Annotated in this window: 12 protein-coding genes; 3 read left to right on the plus strand and 9 right to left on the minus strand. The window is 61.9% G+C overall.

Annotated elements, in window-relative coordinates:
* The first annotated feature begins 7 nt into the window (after positions 1–7).
* Positions 8–1,207, plus strand: a complete 1,200-nt coding sequence (locus QWJ46_RS04025; protein ID WP_302749155.1) for a mandelate racemase/muconate lactonizing enzyme family protein — start codon at positions 8–10, stop codon at positions 1,205–1,207.
* Between the two features lie 61 nt (positions 1,208–1,268).
* Here the strand turns inward: QWJ46_RS04025 and QWJ46_RS04030 are convergent, their stop codons facing one another.
* Positions 1,269–1,568, minus strand: coding sequence for a hypothetical protein (locus tag QWJ46_RS04030; protein ID WP_302749510.1), 300 nt, complete (start codon positions 1,566–1,568; stop codon positions 1,269–1,271).
* A gap of 234 nt (positions 1,569–1,802) precedes the next feature.
* On the opposite strand from QWJ46_RS04030, the gene QWJ46_RS04035 reads away from it, so the two are divergent.
* Positions 1,803–3,920: a carboxy terminal-processing peptidase gene (locus QWJ46_RS04035; RefSeq protein ID WP_302749156.1), complete on the plus strand. Its 2,118-nt coding sequence runs from the start codon at positions 1,803–1,805 to the stop codon at positions 3,918–3,920.
* A gap of 189 nt (positions 3,921–4,109) precedes the next feature.
* On the opposite strand, the gene QWJ46_RS04040 is transcribed toward QWJ46_RS04035, so the two are convergent.
* The 7 genes from QWJ46_RS04040 to QWJ46_RS04070 form a co-directional block, all read right to left on the minus strand.
* Positions 4,110–4,463, minus strand: coding sequence for a cupin domain-containing protein (locus QWJ46_RS04040; RefSeq protein WP_302749157.1), 354 nt, complete (start codon positions 4,461–4,463; stop codon positions 4,110–4,112).
* The gene (locus tag QWJ46_RS04045) at positions 4,456–5,124 is read right to left on the minus strand and encodes a cysteine hydrolase family protein (RefSeq protein ID WP_302749158.1); all 669 of its coding nucleotides are present in this window, start codon (positions 5,122–5,124) and stop codon (positions 4,456–4,458) included. Before QWJ46_RS04045 ends, QWJ46_RS04040 begins: the two co-directional genes overlap by 8 nt.
* Positions 5,124–6,674, minus strand: a complete 1,551-nt coding sequence (locus QWJ46_RS04050; protein ID WP_302749159.1) for an ABC transporter ATP-binding protein — start codon at positions 6,672–6,674, stop codon at positions 5,124–5,126. The genes QWJ46_RS04045 and QWJ46_RS04050 overlap by 1 nt, the downstream gene beginning before the upstream one ends.
* The gene (locus QWJ46_RS04055; RefSeq protein WP_302749160.1) at positions 6,671–7,372 is read right to left on the minus strand and encodes a cysteine hydrolase family protein; all 702 of its coding nucleotides are present in this window, start codon (positions 7,370–7,372) and stop codon (positions 6,671–6,673) included. Before QWJ46_RS04055 ends, QWJ46_RS04050 begins: the two co-directional genes overlap by 4 nt.
* Before the next feature lie 104 nt (positions 7,373–7,476).
* Positions 7,477–8,403, minus strand: a complete 927-nt coding sequence (locus QWJ46_RS04060) for an ABC transporter permease (RefSeq protein WP_302749161.1) — start codon at positions 8,401–8,403, stop codon at positions 7,477–7,479.
* Positions 8,403–9,533, minus strand: a complete 1,131-nt coding sequence (locus QWJ46_RS04065) for an ABC transporter permease (RefSeq protein ID WP_302749162.1) — start codon at positions 9,531–9,533, stop codon at positions 8,403–8,405. Before QWJ46_RS04065 ends, QWJ46_RS04060 begins: the two co-directional genes overlap by 1 nt.
* Before the next feature lie 21 nt (positions 9,534–9,554).
* Positions 9,555–10,682, minus strand: coding sequence for a BMP family ABC transporter substrate-binding protein (locus tag QWJ46_RS04070; protein WP_302749163.1), 1,128 nt, complete (start codon positions 10,680–10,682; stop codon positions 9,555–9,557).
* A 339-nt stretch (positions 10,683–11,021) separates the two neighbouring features.
* Between QWJ46_RS04070 and QWJ46_RS04075 the strand changes: the two genes are divergently transcribed.
* Positions 11,022–11,714 carry a GntR family transcriptional regulator gene (locus tag QWJ46_RS04075; protein ID WP_302749165.1) on the plus strand — a complete coding sequence of 231 codons (693 nt, stop codon included), beginning with the start codon at positions 11,022–11,024 and terminating at the stop codon, positions 11,712–11,714.
* Between the two features lie 242 nt (positions 11,715–11,956).
* Here the strand turns inward: QWJ46_RS04075 and atzF are convergent, their stop codons facing one another.
* Positions 11,957–13,768, minus strand: a complete 1,812-nt coding sequence (gene atzF / locus QWJ46_RS04080) for an allophanate hydrolase (protein WP_302749166.1) — start codon at positions 13,766–13,768, stop codon at positions 11,957–11,959.
* Position 13,769 lies beyond the last annotated feature (1 nt).

The raw sequence follows: 13,769 nt of genomic DNA on the forward strand, positions 1-13,769 counted from the left end.
ACCTAAAATGAAGATCACCGAACTGCGCTGTGCCGTCATCGGCAAACATCCGATCGTCCGCATCGTCACGGACGAGGGCCTCTATGGCTTGGGCGAAGTCGAATTCACCAAGGCCTATCTCAAGCCTTGGGTGCTGCATTTCCGCGAGGCGCTGGTCGGCGAGGACCCGACCGATGTCGAGCGAGTGATGCTGAAGATCCGCCAGCGCGGCTCTTTCAAGCCGTACGGCGCGGCGGTGAGCGCGATCGAGCATGCGCTGTGGGATATTGCCGGCAAGGCCGCGGGTGTGCCGGCCTATAAACTGCTCGGCGGCAAGGTGCGCGACAAGGTGCGGGTCTACAACGGCTCGGTCCGCCAGATTCGCACCGGCGACCGGCCGGAGGATTACGCCGCTGACGTCAAATGGATGATGGAGCAGCCGCAGAACTTCTTCATGATCAAGCAAGGAATCTCCTTCCACTCGAACATGAAGGATACCATCGAGGGCTTCCACTACGGCGTGACGCAGAAGAAGGCCGGCTATCACGGTGCCATGGATCAGGGCGCAATCAGCGAGCGCGGTTTCAATCACATGCTCGACTGCGTAGCCGCGATGAAGGAAGTGCTGGGCGACAAGGTCGGCCTGGCGCTCGACTGCGGCCCGGGCTGGATGCTGCCCGATGCGATCAGGTTCGCTCGCGCCGTCGAGAAGTACAATTTGATGTGGCTCGAGGACATGCTGACTGGCGACTACGTGCCGTGGGTCAATCCGCAGGCCTATCGAGAACTGACAACCTCCACCTCGACGCCAATCCACACTGGTGAGCAGATCTACCTCAGGCACAATTTCAAGGAACTGATCGAGACGCAGGCGGTCCGCGTTATCGGCCCCGATCCAGCCGACATTGGCGGCATCGCCGAGCTCAAATGGGTCGCCGAGCACGCCTACATGCACTCGATCCTGATGGCACCGCATGGCGTCGCTAACGGGCTGCTCGGCCTCGGCGCGCTGATCAATGTCTGCGCCACATTGCCGGCAAATTACGTCGCCTTCGAATATCCGACAGCTTCGGACCCCTGGTGGGAGGATCTGGTCATCGGCTTGCCGCCTGAGATCGTGAAGGACAGCATGGTGGATCTACTGGAAGCGCCGGGGCTGGGCCTCGACATCGACGCTGAAGCAGCCGGGAGATACCTCAGGGAAGAGGATGCGGGCTTTTTTGACTGAACCTTGCTCCACCTGCCGTGCCTATCTTGCGGGCGCCAGGAAAAAGGGCTTGCGCCAGTCCTTAAATGCCCGACCCGTCCAGTTGCTCGTCGTCTTCGCCTTCCCAGGGCGAGGGCATCGAGGTGCGATTTGCCGAGGGCATCGGCATCCAGCACTTCAACTCCGGCTCGGCATATTCGATGATGTGGCCGGGCGAGGAATCCGAGGCGCGCCAGCCTTCTGCGCCGAACTGATCGCCATGCGACCAATAGGCGAGGTCGACTTCCGCCGGCCCCTGTTCGGATGCGCGGATCGTCACCAGGATGCGGCTGCCGTCTCTCGGTGCGCTTGCCATCTGGCGCCAGCGGTCTTGCTCGTCCATCATGTTCCTCCTGCCTTGCTGCAGATGCAACTGTCGCCTCGCCACCCGAAACGGTCAACTCAAACTTTCCGGGCGCACGGGGGTGCGGTCTTGCCCGCCGTCGCAATATTCATTGCCGGATCGTTTTTTCCTGGCTTCGCCGGCCAACAATTCTCCCCTGCTTGCCAAAAAACCACAATTGCCTCACTTAGTTCACACATCCACCCTCGGCATTAAGAATTGGATCAAGACTGAATGCGCATAGCCTATGTTTTTCTCGGTGCATTTCTTGCACTCGCCCCGTCCGCCTATGCCGAGGTCGCAGCGCCGCCGGTTTTGAAGCCGTTGACGCGGCAGGCGCAGGCGGCTGAGCTCAGCGCGCAATTTCTCTCGCGATACAGCTACAAGCCCGTTCCGCTCGACGATGCCTTGTCGGGCAGGGTGATGGATCAGTTCGTCAAGTCGCTTGATCCCGACCGCATGCTCTTCCTGCAGGCCGACGTCGACAAGTTCATGGCCGACCGCAGCGAGATCGACGATGCCATCGAGCGGCAGGACCTGAAGATCCCGTTTGCGATCTTCAACGCCTATCAACAGCGCGTCGTCGACCGCATGACCTATGCGCGCAGCCTGCTGAAGCAGGGCTTCGATTTCAGCGGCAAGGAAGATTACGCGGTGCTGCGTGACAAGGCGCCCTGGCCGCAGTCGGAAGCCGAAAGCAACGATCTCTGGCGCAAGCGCGTCAAGAACGACTGGCTTCGGCTGAAGCTCGGCGGCAAGGACGACGCGGCCATTCGCGAGACGCTCGACAAACGCTATGAAAACACGCTCGAGCGCGCTTACAAGTTCAAGAGCGACGACGTTTTCCAGTCGTTCATGGACGCCTATTCGAACTCGATCGACCCGCACACCGATTATTTCGGCGCGGCGGCTTCCGCCGACTTCAATGTCTCGATGAAGCTGTCGCTGTTCGGCATCGGCGCGGTGCTGCAGGAGCGTGACGATTACACGACGATCCGCGAGCTCGTGCCCGGCGGACCGGCACAGCTCTCCGGCAAGCTCGCCGTTGGCGACCGCATCACCGGCGTCGGCCAGGGCAAGGACGGGCCGATCAAGGAAGTGGTGGGCACGCGCCTCGATGAAGTCGTGCAGATGATCCGCGGCAAGAAAGGCTCGGTGGTGCGGCTCGACATTTTGCCGGCCGATGCCGGCGCAGACGGCGTGCACCGTGTCGTCAACCTGGTGCGCGACAAGATCAGCCTCGACAAGCAGGCCGCCAGGAAAACCGTGTTATCGGTGAAGGCGGGCGAGACCACCCGCAAGATCGGCATCATCACCCTGCCGGTCTTCTATGAGGATTTCGAAGCCAAGAACAAGGGCGACAAAGACTACAAGAGCGCCAGCCGCGATGTCGCCAAGCTGCTCGCCGAACTGAACGAGGAAAAGGTCGACGGCGTTCTGATCGACCTGCGCAACAATGGCGGCGGTTCGCTTGATGAGGCGATCGATCTCACCGGCCTCTTCATCGGCAAGGGCCCGGTCGTCCAGCAGCGTGCCGGCAACGGCAAGATCGAGGTCAAGAGCGCCGATCTGACAACGCCTGCCTGGACAGGTCCCTTGGGGGTTCTGATCAACCGCGGCTCGGCCTCGGCTTCGGAGATCTTTGCCGCGGCGATCCAGGATTACGGCCGCGGCGTGATCATCGGCGAGCCCAGTTTCGGCAAGGGCACGGTTCAGACGGTCGTCGATCTCGACCAGGTGGTTCACAACAGCAAACCCGAATTCGGGGAGCTGAAGGTGACGATCGCCCAGTTTTTCCGGATCAACGGCGGCACCACGCAGCTGCGCGGCGTCACCCCCGATATCAGCCTGCCCGCATTGTCCGATCCCGCGAGCTTCGGCGAGACCAGTTATGACAATGCCCTGCCGTGGGCGGAGATCAAGCCGGCGAAATACGCGCCGGAAGGTGATGTTACGGCATTGCTGCCGGCTTTGCAGAGCCGCCACGATGCGCGGGTCAAGGGCGATCAGGATTTCCAGCGTCTGCTGCAGGACATCGCCGATCTGAAGGCGCAGCGTGACAAAGGCGTCGTTTCGCTGAACGAAGCCGAACGCCGCAAGGAAGCGGCGGCCCGCGAGGCGCGGTTCAAGGCGCGCGCCGAAGCCGGCGATGGCGAAGATCTTGCCGGCGACGACGGCCTGCAGGCGGATGAGCGCAGCCTGAGCGCCGATATCGCCATGGAAAATGCCCGCAAGAAGGCCAAGGACGTCCTGCTCGACGAGGCTGCCGCCATTGTCGGGGACGAGGCGGATCTGCAGGGTGGTGCTGTAGAGGCAGCCACGAAGCAGCCGGGAAAGACGGAGCAGAAATAGGCGCAACGCGCCGATAAATCGCACTGTGTCACTTGGAACGCTTTAGCCGTTGATAGTGCGAGATGTCGTGACGACAGTTCGAATCTGCTCGACTGCAAACCAGTCTTGGGGGTGAATTGGAGCGGAAGCTTTATTACCCCTATCGATCCGCTCATCCCGGCCGCCTGCATCGCGGTGGTATCGTTTGCTTCATGCTGTTTTGTCTTCCAGCATGCTGACGGGCCGGTCCCACTGGATGAGGACGACACAGCCGGTTTCGCTCCAGACCGAGTGCTCGGTGCCGGGTGCGTTAACGATATAGCTACCGCGGCCGTAATCGCCGGCTTCGTCCGATTGCACTCCGTCGAGCACGAGAATGGTTTCCAGCCCCTCATGCCGATGGCGGGGAACGCCGGCGCCGGCTTCATATTTCAGGAGCGCCACGCCGGGCTGGTCGCCCTCAAAGGGTCGGATCCAGTGGATTGTCACCTGATCGCGGAAGGGGCCGAAGTGCAGATCCCTCCAGCCGCCTGATGTGAGCAATTCGCGGGTGGTTTCAGGCATGGGCGATGCTTTCCAATATGTCGTCGACATGAGCCGTCCAGCCGACGATTGCACCCTGGGCGCGGATCATGGCGATGGCTGCGGCCTTGAACTCCGGAAAATAGCTTTCCGTCGCCTCCTCGGCGAGCAGGCATTCATAGCCGCGGTCGTTGGCCTCACGCATGGTGGTCTGCACGCAGACTTCGGTCGTCACGCCTGCGAAAACCAGCTGTTTGATACCCTTCTGCTGCAGCACTTCGCCGAGCTCGGTCGCATAGAAGGCGCCCTTGCCCGGTTTTTCGATGACGACCTCGCCTCTGACCGGCGCAAGCTCCGGCAGAATTGCGGTGCCGGGCTCGCCGGAGATCAGGATGCGGCCCATGGGGCCTTCGTCGCCGATCCTGAGTGTCGGATTGCCGCGGTCGCGTTTCGCCGGCGGCAGATCCGAAAGATCGGGCCGATGGCATTCCATCGTGTGAATGACCGGCAGCCCGGCATAACGAAAGCCCTGGATGAGCCGTTTGACATCGGGCACGATCCTGGTGACGCGGCTGACGTCGTTGCCGAGGCTGGCGCCGAAGCCGCCGGGCTCGGCAAAGTCACGCTGCATGTCGATGACAATAAGCGCGAGCTGGTCGTGCTTCACCGGAAAGGCGAAGGGTTCTGCATTGATCTCAGCCATCAGTGATGCCCCGCCATATGGGCGCCGATCACGCCGATGTCGGCTGAGCGGGCCGGCGTTTCGTAAACCAGCCTACCTTCGGAAATCACCATGATGCGATCGGACATCTCGAGCAGCTCGTCGAGGTCCTCGGAGAGCAGCAACACGGCAGCGCCGGCATTGCGCGCTTTCATGATGCGGGCGCGGATTTCGGCGACGGCCGAGAAATCGAGGCCGAAGCACGGGTTCGAGACGATGAGCAGATCCACCTTGCCGGTCAGTTCGCGGGCAAGCACGGCGCGCTGCACATTGCCACCGGAAAGTGCCGCGATCGGCGAGGCAGACGAGGCCGTCTTCACCTTGAAGTCGAAAATCAGCGCCGCGGCGCGCTTCCTCATCTTGCCCTTGTTCAGCCAGATCGCGTCCTTGCCGCCTGCCTTGAGGTCAAACGTTCGAAAGGCGAGATTTTCGCTGACGGTCATTCGCGGCGCACAGGCATTCTGCAGCGGCTCCTCGGGAATAAAACGGACATTGTTCTTGCGCGTCTCCGGCCGTGTCGCGCGGTAGGCGTCGCCGTTGACGATAACGCGGCCGGTCTCCGTCGGGCGCTGGCCGGCGAGGATTTCGGTCAATTCCTTCTGGCCATTGCCTGATATTCCGGCGATGCCGACGATCTCGCCGGCGTGAACGATGAGCTCGTCGATTTCGATGGTCTTGAGACCCGAGCGGTCAGGCGCCTTGACCTGCTCGACCTTGAGGACCGGCTTGACGCTCTGCGGGGTGGGAACGCGGCTGTCGAGCTCGGCGAGCTTGACGTCGCCGATCATCATCGTCGCCATTTCGGCCGTGGAGACTTCCCCGACTTTTCCAGAGCCGACAAGCTTGCCGCGCCGCAGAATCGATACGGCATCGGCGAACTTCGTCACCTCATGGAACTTGTGGGAGATCATCAGCACGGTCAATTCGCCGCGCTGCGTCATCCCGCGCACGAGGCCGAGCATCTCGTCGGCTTCTGCGGGCGTCAGCACCGAGGTCGGCTCGTCGAGGACCAGAAAGGAGCGGCCGAGATAGAGCTGCTTGATGATCTCGAGCTTCTGTTTCTCGCCGGCGGCCAGTTCGCTCACCGGGCGATCCAACGGGATCTGGAAGGGCATGCGCTCCATGAAGGCGGCGAGATCCTTCCGCTCCTTCGCCCAGTTGATGATGGCAGGGACTTCAGCGCGGCTGATGACGAGGTTTTCGGCACCCGTCAGCGACGGGACCAGCGTGAAGTGCTGATAGACCATGCCGAGGCCGTAGCTCGCCGCGTCCCTGGGCGATGCGATCGCCACTTCGCGACCATCGACGGAGAGCGAGCCCGCTGTCGCGTGATAGAAACCCATGATGCATTTGACGAGTGTCGACTTGCCGGCACCGTTCTCTCCGAGCAGCGCATGGAAACTACCGGCTGGCACCTTGATCGAGACATGGTCAAGCGCGGTGAAGCTGCCGAAGCGCATCGTCATGTCAATCGTATCGATGCCGACGGCCTTGCCGGCCTGCGGGAGTGGCGTGTCGCGGATCGTGCTCATGGCAGCTGGCTCACGAGCGCTGCGGAATTGGAGACGGAGCCGAAGACGCCGCCCTGCATCTTCACCATCTTGATGGCGGCGAGATGATTGCCATAATCGGTCGCGCCGCAGCAGTCTTCCAGCAGCAGGCATTCGAAGCCGCGGTCGTTCGCCTCGCGCATCGTCGTGGAAACGCAGACGTCGGTGGTGATGCCGGTCAGGATGATGTTCTCGATGCGCTTCTGGTTGAGGATCAGCTCCAGGTCGGTGGCGCAAAACGAGCCCTTGCCGGGCTTATCGATGATCGTCTCGCCTTCGATCGGGTAGAGTTCTGGAATGATGTCCCAGCCGGGTTCGCCGCGTGTGAGGATGCGTCCGCACGGGCCAGGATCGCCGATGCCTGCGCCAATGCGCTGTGAACGCCAGCGCTTGTTGGCCGGCAGATCGGCGAGATCGGGGCGATGGCCCTCGCGGGTGTGGATGATGTGGTAGCCCTTGGTCCGCATGGCGGCCAGGACCTTTTTGATCGGCTCGATCGGTGCCTGAACCAGCGACAGGTCGTAGCCCATGTGGTCGACATAACCGCCCTTGCCGCAGAAATCGGTCTGCATGTCGATGATGATGAGGGCCGTATTGTCCGGGCGCAGGGCGCCGTTATAGGGCCATGGATAGGGATCGGCGTCGATATAATGTCCTTTGGTCTCGACCATGGCGTCCATCGTCTTCTTCTCCTATTCACCGGCAAGTTTGAGTGTTTTGCTGCCGCGGTTCGACCGTTTCGATCCGTTCAATGCGCCGCGGTTGGACATCAGCTGCTCCCGCCTCACTTCGTCAGCGAGAGCGCCCCCGGCGCACCGGCAAGCGAACGTGTCGGTGAGGAGGTCGCGATCATGATGACGAGGGTGAGCACGTAGGGCGCGGCATAGAAGAGATAGTAGCCCTGGGTCACGCCGATCGATTGCAACGCCGGCCCGAGCGCACCGGCGCCGCCGAAGAGCAGCGCGGCGAGGAAGCAGCCGATCGGGTTCCAGCGGGCGAAGATGACGAGTGCGACGGCCATCAGGCCTTGGCCTGAAGAAATGCCCTCGTTCCACGATCCGGGATAATAGAGCGACAGGTAGGCGCCGCCGATCGCCGCCAGCGAGCCTCCGACGGCGGTGGCCAGCAGGCGCACCCGATCCGGATTGATGCCCATCGCGCGCGCCGCATCAGTGCTGTCACCGACGACGCGCAGGATGAGGCCCAGCCGCGTATTCCGGAAGGCCCACCGGAGGGTAAAGGCCAGCAAGGCTCCCAGGATGAAGAGAACATTGATGTTCAGCGCTGCCTGGATCTGCGGCAGGCTCGACCAGAAACCGAAGGGAATCGACGGCAGATGCGGTGCTGCAGGCTGAATGAAGGACTTGCCGAGGAAGAAGGCGAGGCCCAGGCCGAACTGCATCATGGCGATGCCGATCGCGATGTCGTTCACCTTCGGCCATTTGCAGATCCAGCCGTGAACGAGACCGAAGATGGCGCCAGTCGCCATGGCGGCGAGCACGCCGAGCCAGGGCGAGTTGGTCATGACGGCCACGGCGTAGGCCGTCATCGCACCGAAGACGAGCGTCCCTTCCAGGCCGAGATTGATGCGGCCGGAGCGCTCGGTAATCGTCTCGCCGAGGCTGACGAAGATAAAGGGGGTGGAAACGCGGATGGCGCCCGCCAGGATCGCGAGCGGCACGCCCCAGATGCCGATGCCCGTCTCTTCCATCAAAGGCTCCCTTTCCAGAGGTCGGGATTGAAGATCTTGAAGCGCCCGTAGAAGGTCTCGCAGAAGAGGATGATGACGAAGAGCGTACCCTGCAGTACCAGCACCGTGGCATCGGGCAGGCCCATGCGGCGCTGAATGAGGCCGCCGGAAGCATCGATGCCCCCGAGCAGGATCGCGACCGGGATGATCGCCAGCGGATTGTGGCGGGCGAGGAAGGCAACGAGGATGCCGGTATAGCCATAACCCGCGGCGAGCGAGGCATTGGCGCTCCCCTGGACGGCCACGACCTCGATCATGCCGGCAAGACCTGCGAAACTGCCGGCGATCGCGGTGAAGCAGGCAATCAGCCTGCCGACCGGCAGACCTTGGATTTGGGCGGCGCGCACGTTGCCGCCGGCGATGCGGGCGGCGAAACCGAAGCTCGTCACCTCGATCAGGATCCAGGAGAGGATGCAGGCGAGGATGCCGATCACGAGGCCCCAATGCACATCCATACCGGGAATGTTGCCGAGCATGTATTCGGGTGGCAGCGGCCTGGTCGAGGGCTTGTTGAGACTGGCCGGATCGCGGAGCGGCCCCTCGACGAACTGATTCATCAGAGCGATGGCGATATAGGAGAGCAGCAGCGAAGAAATGGTTTCGTTGACGCCGCGGTAATGGCGCAGGAAGCCTGCAAAGCCGATCCAGATGCCGCCGACGACCATGGCGGCAATCGCCATCAGAACAAGACTGGGAAACGCGGGGGCCGCGCCGACAAGCGGCATGGCCATGGCTGCGGCGGCAACGCCGCCCAGCACGACCGCTCCTTCCCCGCCGATGATGACGAGGCCGAGGCGGGCGGGCAGGGCGACGCAGAGTGCCGTCAGGAGAAGGGGTGCGGCACGGCTTAAGCTGTTCTGCACCGAAAACCAGCTGCCGAAGCCGCCGGTATACATGAGCTGGAAGAGCATGGTCGGCGATTTGCCGACCGCCAGGATGAAGAGGGAGAAGAGCCCGAGCCCGATCAGGATGGCCGCAAGGCCGATGACCACAGGTTCCGCCCTGCGTGCGATCCATTCGAGCAGGGGACGCAGCGCGGCTGGGTTGTCGGAAGCGACTGATATTGCGGGATCATTGGCCTGAACGGTCATGGCGCTTCTCCCTCACGCGGTTTACGCCGTCGACCCGACGACACCCTCGACCAGATAGTTCATGCTTTCGAGCTCGATTGCGTCTTCCGCGTAGCTCTTGTCGGCCGTGACGACGGTGTTGCCCTTGTTATCCTTCAGCGGCCCCTTGAAGACCGAGAAGCCGCCCTTCATCATTTCGGCATGCGTCGCCTCGAATGCCTTGCGGCCCGCCTCGGAAACGCCGGGGCCGAGCGCGCTCATCTTGACGAAACCGTCCTTCAGGCCGCCACGCACGAAATTGCCGAGCTTTTCGCCGGCCTGCGCCTTCTTGACGAAGTCGCTATAGACATTACCCCAGGCCCATTCAGCGCCCGTGAGGTATTTCTCCGGCGCAAGCGGGCTCTGATTGGCGTGGTAGCCGCAGACGAAGGCGCCACGGCCGGCGGCCGTTTCGACCACAACCTTCGGGCTATCGACATGGCAGGTGATAACGTCGGCGCCCTGATCGATCAGCGCGTTGGTGGCCTCCGCCTCCTTGACCGCAAGCGACCACTCGCCGGTGAAGATCACCTGGCAGGTGATGGTCGGATCGACTGCGCGTGCGCCGAGCAGGAAGGCATTGATGTTCTGCAGCACCTGCGGGATCGGCTTGGCCGCGACGAAGCCGATCTTCTTACTCTTCGTCGCATGGCCGGCGGCGATGCCGTTCAGATACTGCCCCTGGAAAATATAACCGAAATAGGAGCCGGTATTGGCGGGGTGCTTGCCCTCCTGCCACATCCCGCCGCAATGACGGAACTGGACATCAGGATATTTGGCGGCCATGGCCAGCATATGCGGATCGAAATAGCCGAAGGAGGTCGGGAAGAGCAGGGTGGCGCCATCGAGATTGATCATCGATTCCATCGTCTTCTGAACGTCCACCGTCTCGGGAACGTTCTCTTCTTCAACGACGGTGATGCCGGGCAACGCCTTGACGGCGGCTGCGCCCTCGGCATGCGCCTGGTTATAGCCATAGTCATCCTTGGGGCCGACATAGATGAAGCCGACGGTCAGGGCCGTCTGCGCGTGCGCGCGGGAGGAGAGGAGACCGGGCGCCGCGCCGACGAGAGTGGCGGCGGCGGAAGCCTGAAGAAAATGACGTCGTTTCATGGAAAGGAGTCTGGTCATCGGAATGCTCCCCTGACGGCGGTTTTGCCGTTTTCGATTGGTTACAGAAAAGTGTATGCAATGGTCATGCCAGATTTTAGTGTATTGATTCTATGTGTGAAATTGTGATGGCTCCGGCCGGTGTCCGAGAAGTGCATGCAATTTCATCTTAAAATTAGATGAAAAAATATGCACAGCCTATAAAATCGTCCGATATCTGCCTCGTTTGGCTGAAAGGTGTTGGGAATCCGATAGTGCAGAATACATTTTTGCTAGATACATCAATTATATAAACTGATGTTTGACTTTGCCCGCTTGAGCGGGCATGTGTATGCAATCATAACAGTGTAGAATCATTCCTTGAAGCAAGTCAGGCGCAGAGAAATCATCAGAGCAGGGACGACCGTCGAGCAGATGGTGCGTGCGATCGCGGACATGATCGTGACCGGACAGATGCTGCCGGGGGAGAAGCTTGATGAGGTCTCGCTGGCTGCTCGTTTCGAAGTGTCGCGCACACCGGTGCGCGAGGCGCTCCGTGAACTCGGGGCGATGGGGCTTGTCGACCGGGAGCCGAACCGCAGCGCCGTCGTCACCACCGTCACCGAAACTTATCTGCATTCGATGTTCGAGGCGATGGCTGAACTCGAAGCGATCTGCGCCAGGCTCTCGGCCGAGCGTATGACAGTCGATGAGCGGCGCACGCTGGAGCTGGAGCATAAGGCATCAATGAGGCTCGTGCATGCCGGCGCGGAAGAGGAGTATTCGGTGCATAACACGGAATTCCACACCCGCCTTTATCGCGGGGCGCATAATGATCACATCTTGGAGATGGTGACGCAGACACGGGCACGGCTCGCCCCATTTCGACGGGCGCAGTTTCGTCTGCCGGGCCGCTTGGCAAAGTCCTACGAAGAACACGGCCGGATCGTGATGGCAGTCATGCGGGCGGACGGCATCGCTGCCGCACAGGCGGCCTATTCCCATGTGGAGATGGTCAGCGATGCGAGCGCGGTGTTTGCAACAACCGGCGAGCCGAGCGCGCGAGGCGCCTGAAGTCTAGCAGGTCATCTCCGGCAAGGCGAAAGCCATGGCGGCCGCAACTGCAGCGGCTGCCCCTTGTCCATAACGTAGTGAACTTCTTGCGATCGTCCTCAGGCGTCGAAGCAAATATGGCAAATGCGATATCGTCTCGGTCCCACCTCGTCATGTAATCCTGCGGTGGCCGAACCGCCTTGAAGCACTTCGTGCCTCGAGACCCGCAAGTATCGCCAGCAGGATTTTTTTGAGACGATGCTTCATGCTTTTTTCATTTGATCTGAGACGTAGGCGCGCCAGCCCCCCAATTCGGTGATTTCGCGCGCACCTTCGATGGCATGAGCCTCGCAGAGAAAACCGGAAATTTGGGAACCGTCATCGAGCGTTACCTTGCCGATGCCGAGCGGGGCCGGGATGTTCTGGACAAAGCGCCCGAAAGCCTCCGGAGTGACTTTCCACACCTCAACTTCGAGACCCGTGCCGTCAAAACCGGGTTCGCGGATCAGGCCTGGCTTCGGCGGGACGGTGCCCGGCAGAACGAAGAGGCGGTAATCCGGAGCCGTACGGCAGGATCTGATGCGCCTGCCGCCCGGTCGCGTCAGTTCGTGGTTGAGAGGCATGCCGGTCAAATGCGCCCCGACGACGACGATCGGCACCAAGCCGTCATCGGCCGGCGGCACGCGGCTCGCCTCGGGGATTGCCGAAAGGCGGTCCTTGCCCATTCCCGCGTTCGCCGCCCGGTGCATTGCGTCGGCGAAGGGGGCCAGGGCATCATCGGTGAAGGCGGGGCCGATCAGAGTCACGCCGGCCGGGAGATGATTATCGGCGTCGAATCCGGCTGGAACGGCGATCGCCGCGCAATCGAGCAGATTGACGAAATTGGTGTACCGGCCGAAATGACCGTTTTTCACAATCGGATCCGCCATCATTTCTTCAACCGTATAGGTCGTCGGCGAGGTCGGCAGCATCAGGATATCAGCTTTTTCCCATTCCTTCCCGGTCTTCTGACGCAGCGCTTCGAGCGTGTATCTGCCTTCGAAGGCGGCGACTGCGTCATAGGCTTTCGCGCCCTCGATGATGGTGCGAACCGTCGGGTCGAAATCGACGGCATTGGTGGCAAGAAAATCCTTCACCGCCGCCAGTCGTTCGGCGACCCAGGGGCCGTTGTAGAGCAGTTCAGCCGCCTGCCGGAACGGCGCGTAGTCGAAGGGAACGATGGTGGCGCCGAGGGCGCGCGCCCTATCGATTGCGGCGTCATAGAGAGCCTCGACCTGCCTGTTGCCGAAGAATTCCCGCTCGGCTCCGTCGAGCACGCCGATCCGCAAACAGGAGGCGGGCAGGCTGGATGGCACGGCCTTGCGCGAGAACGGATCGGCGGCATCGTAGCCCTCCATCACCTTGCGGATCGCGACGCCGTCGCCGACCGTTGCAGCAAAGACGGTGACGACATCGACGCTGCGGCAGGCCGGCACGACGCCGACATTCGGCACCAGTCCCGGCGTCGGCTTGATGCCGACGAGATTGTTGAAGGCCGCCGGCACACGCCCGGAGCCGGCCGTGTCCGTGCCGAGCGCGAAGCTCGCCAGGCCCGAGGCGACGGCAACGGCCGAGCCGGAGCTTGAGCCGCCCGAAACATAGTCCTTGTCGAACACCGAGCGCGGCGCGCCATAGGGCGAACGCGTGCCGTTGAGGCCGGTGGCAAACTGGTCGAGATTGGTCTTGCCGATGACGATTGCGCCTGCGGCCCGCAGCCTCGCAACGACGGTTGCGTCTTTCTCTGGCTGGTAGAAAAAGGCAGGGCAGGCAGCTGTCGTCGGCAAGCCCGCCACGTCGATATTGTCCTTTACCGCGAAGGGAATGCCCCAGAGCGGCAGGCTGTTCGGCTCCGGTGAACGCTCCATCAGAGCTCGTGCCTCGGCCCGCAAGGCTTCATCAGGTGCCGGCGAGATGAAGATGGCGGGATCCGTCGCGTCATTGCGACGGGCAATGACGATCTCGATAATATCGAGCGGGCTTTTGCCTGCCTCATAGGCTGCGCGAAGGCTGGTCAGATCAAGAATGGTCGGCAGCATG

The organism is Rhizobium sp. CBN3 (genome assembly GCF_030518245.1).
Lineage (GTDB): Bacteria > Pseudomonadota > Alphaproteobacteria > Rhizobiales > Rhizobiaceae > Rhizobium > Rhizobium aethiopicum_A.

Excerpts from the sequence above, each read along its gene's own strand:
- QWJ46_RS04025 (WP_302749155.1), top strand. The coding sequence starts at position 8 with ATGAAGATCACCGAACTGCGCTGTGCCGTCATCGGCAAACATCCGATC.
- QWJ46_RS04030 (WP_302749510.1), bottom strand. The coding sequence starts at position 1,568 with ATGGACGAGCAAGACCGCTGGCGCCAGATGGCAAGCGCACCGAGAGAC.
- QWJ46_RS04035 (WP_302749156.1), top strand. The coding sequence starts at position 1,803 with ATGCGCATAGCCTATGTTTTTCTCGGTGCATTTCTTGCACTCGCCCCG.
- QWJ46_RS04040 (WP_302749157.1), bottom strand. The coding sequence starts at position 4,463 with ATGCCTGAAACCACCCGCGAATTGCTCACATCAGGCGGCTGGAGGGAT.
- QWJ46_RS04045 (WP_302749158.1), bottom strand. The coding sequence starts at position 5,124 with ATGGCTGAGATCAATGCAGAACCCTTCGCCTTTCCGGTGAAGCACGAC.
- QWJ46_RS04050 (WP_302749159.1), bottom strand. The coding sequence starts at position 6,674 with ATGAGCACGATCCGCGACACGCCACTCCCGCAGGCCGGCAAGGCCGTC.
- QWJ46_RS04055 (WP_302749160.1), bottom strand. The coding sequence starts at position 7,372 with ATGGACGCCATGGTCGAGACCAAAGGACATTATATCGACGCCGATCCC.
- QWJ46_RS04060 (WP_302749161.1), bottom strand. The coding sequence starts at position 8,403 with ATGGAAGAGACGGGCATCGGCATCTGGGGCGTGCCGCTCGCGATCCTG.
- QWJ46_RS04065 (WP_302749162.1), bottom strand. The coding sequence starts at position 9,533 with ATGACCGTTCAGGCCAATGATCCCGCAATATCAGTCGCTTCCGACAAC.
- QWJ46_RS04070 (WP_302749163.1), bottom strand. The coding sequence starts at position 10,682 with ATGACCAGACTCCTTTCCATGAAACGACGTCATTTTCTTCAGGCTTCC.
- atzF (WP_302749166.1), bottom strand. The coding sequence starts at position 13,768 with ATGCTGCCGACCATTCTTGATCTGACCAGCCTTCGCGCAGCCTATGAG.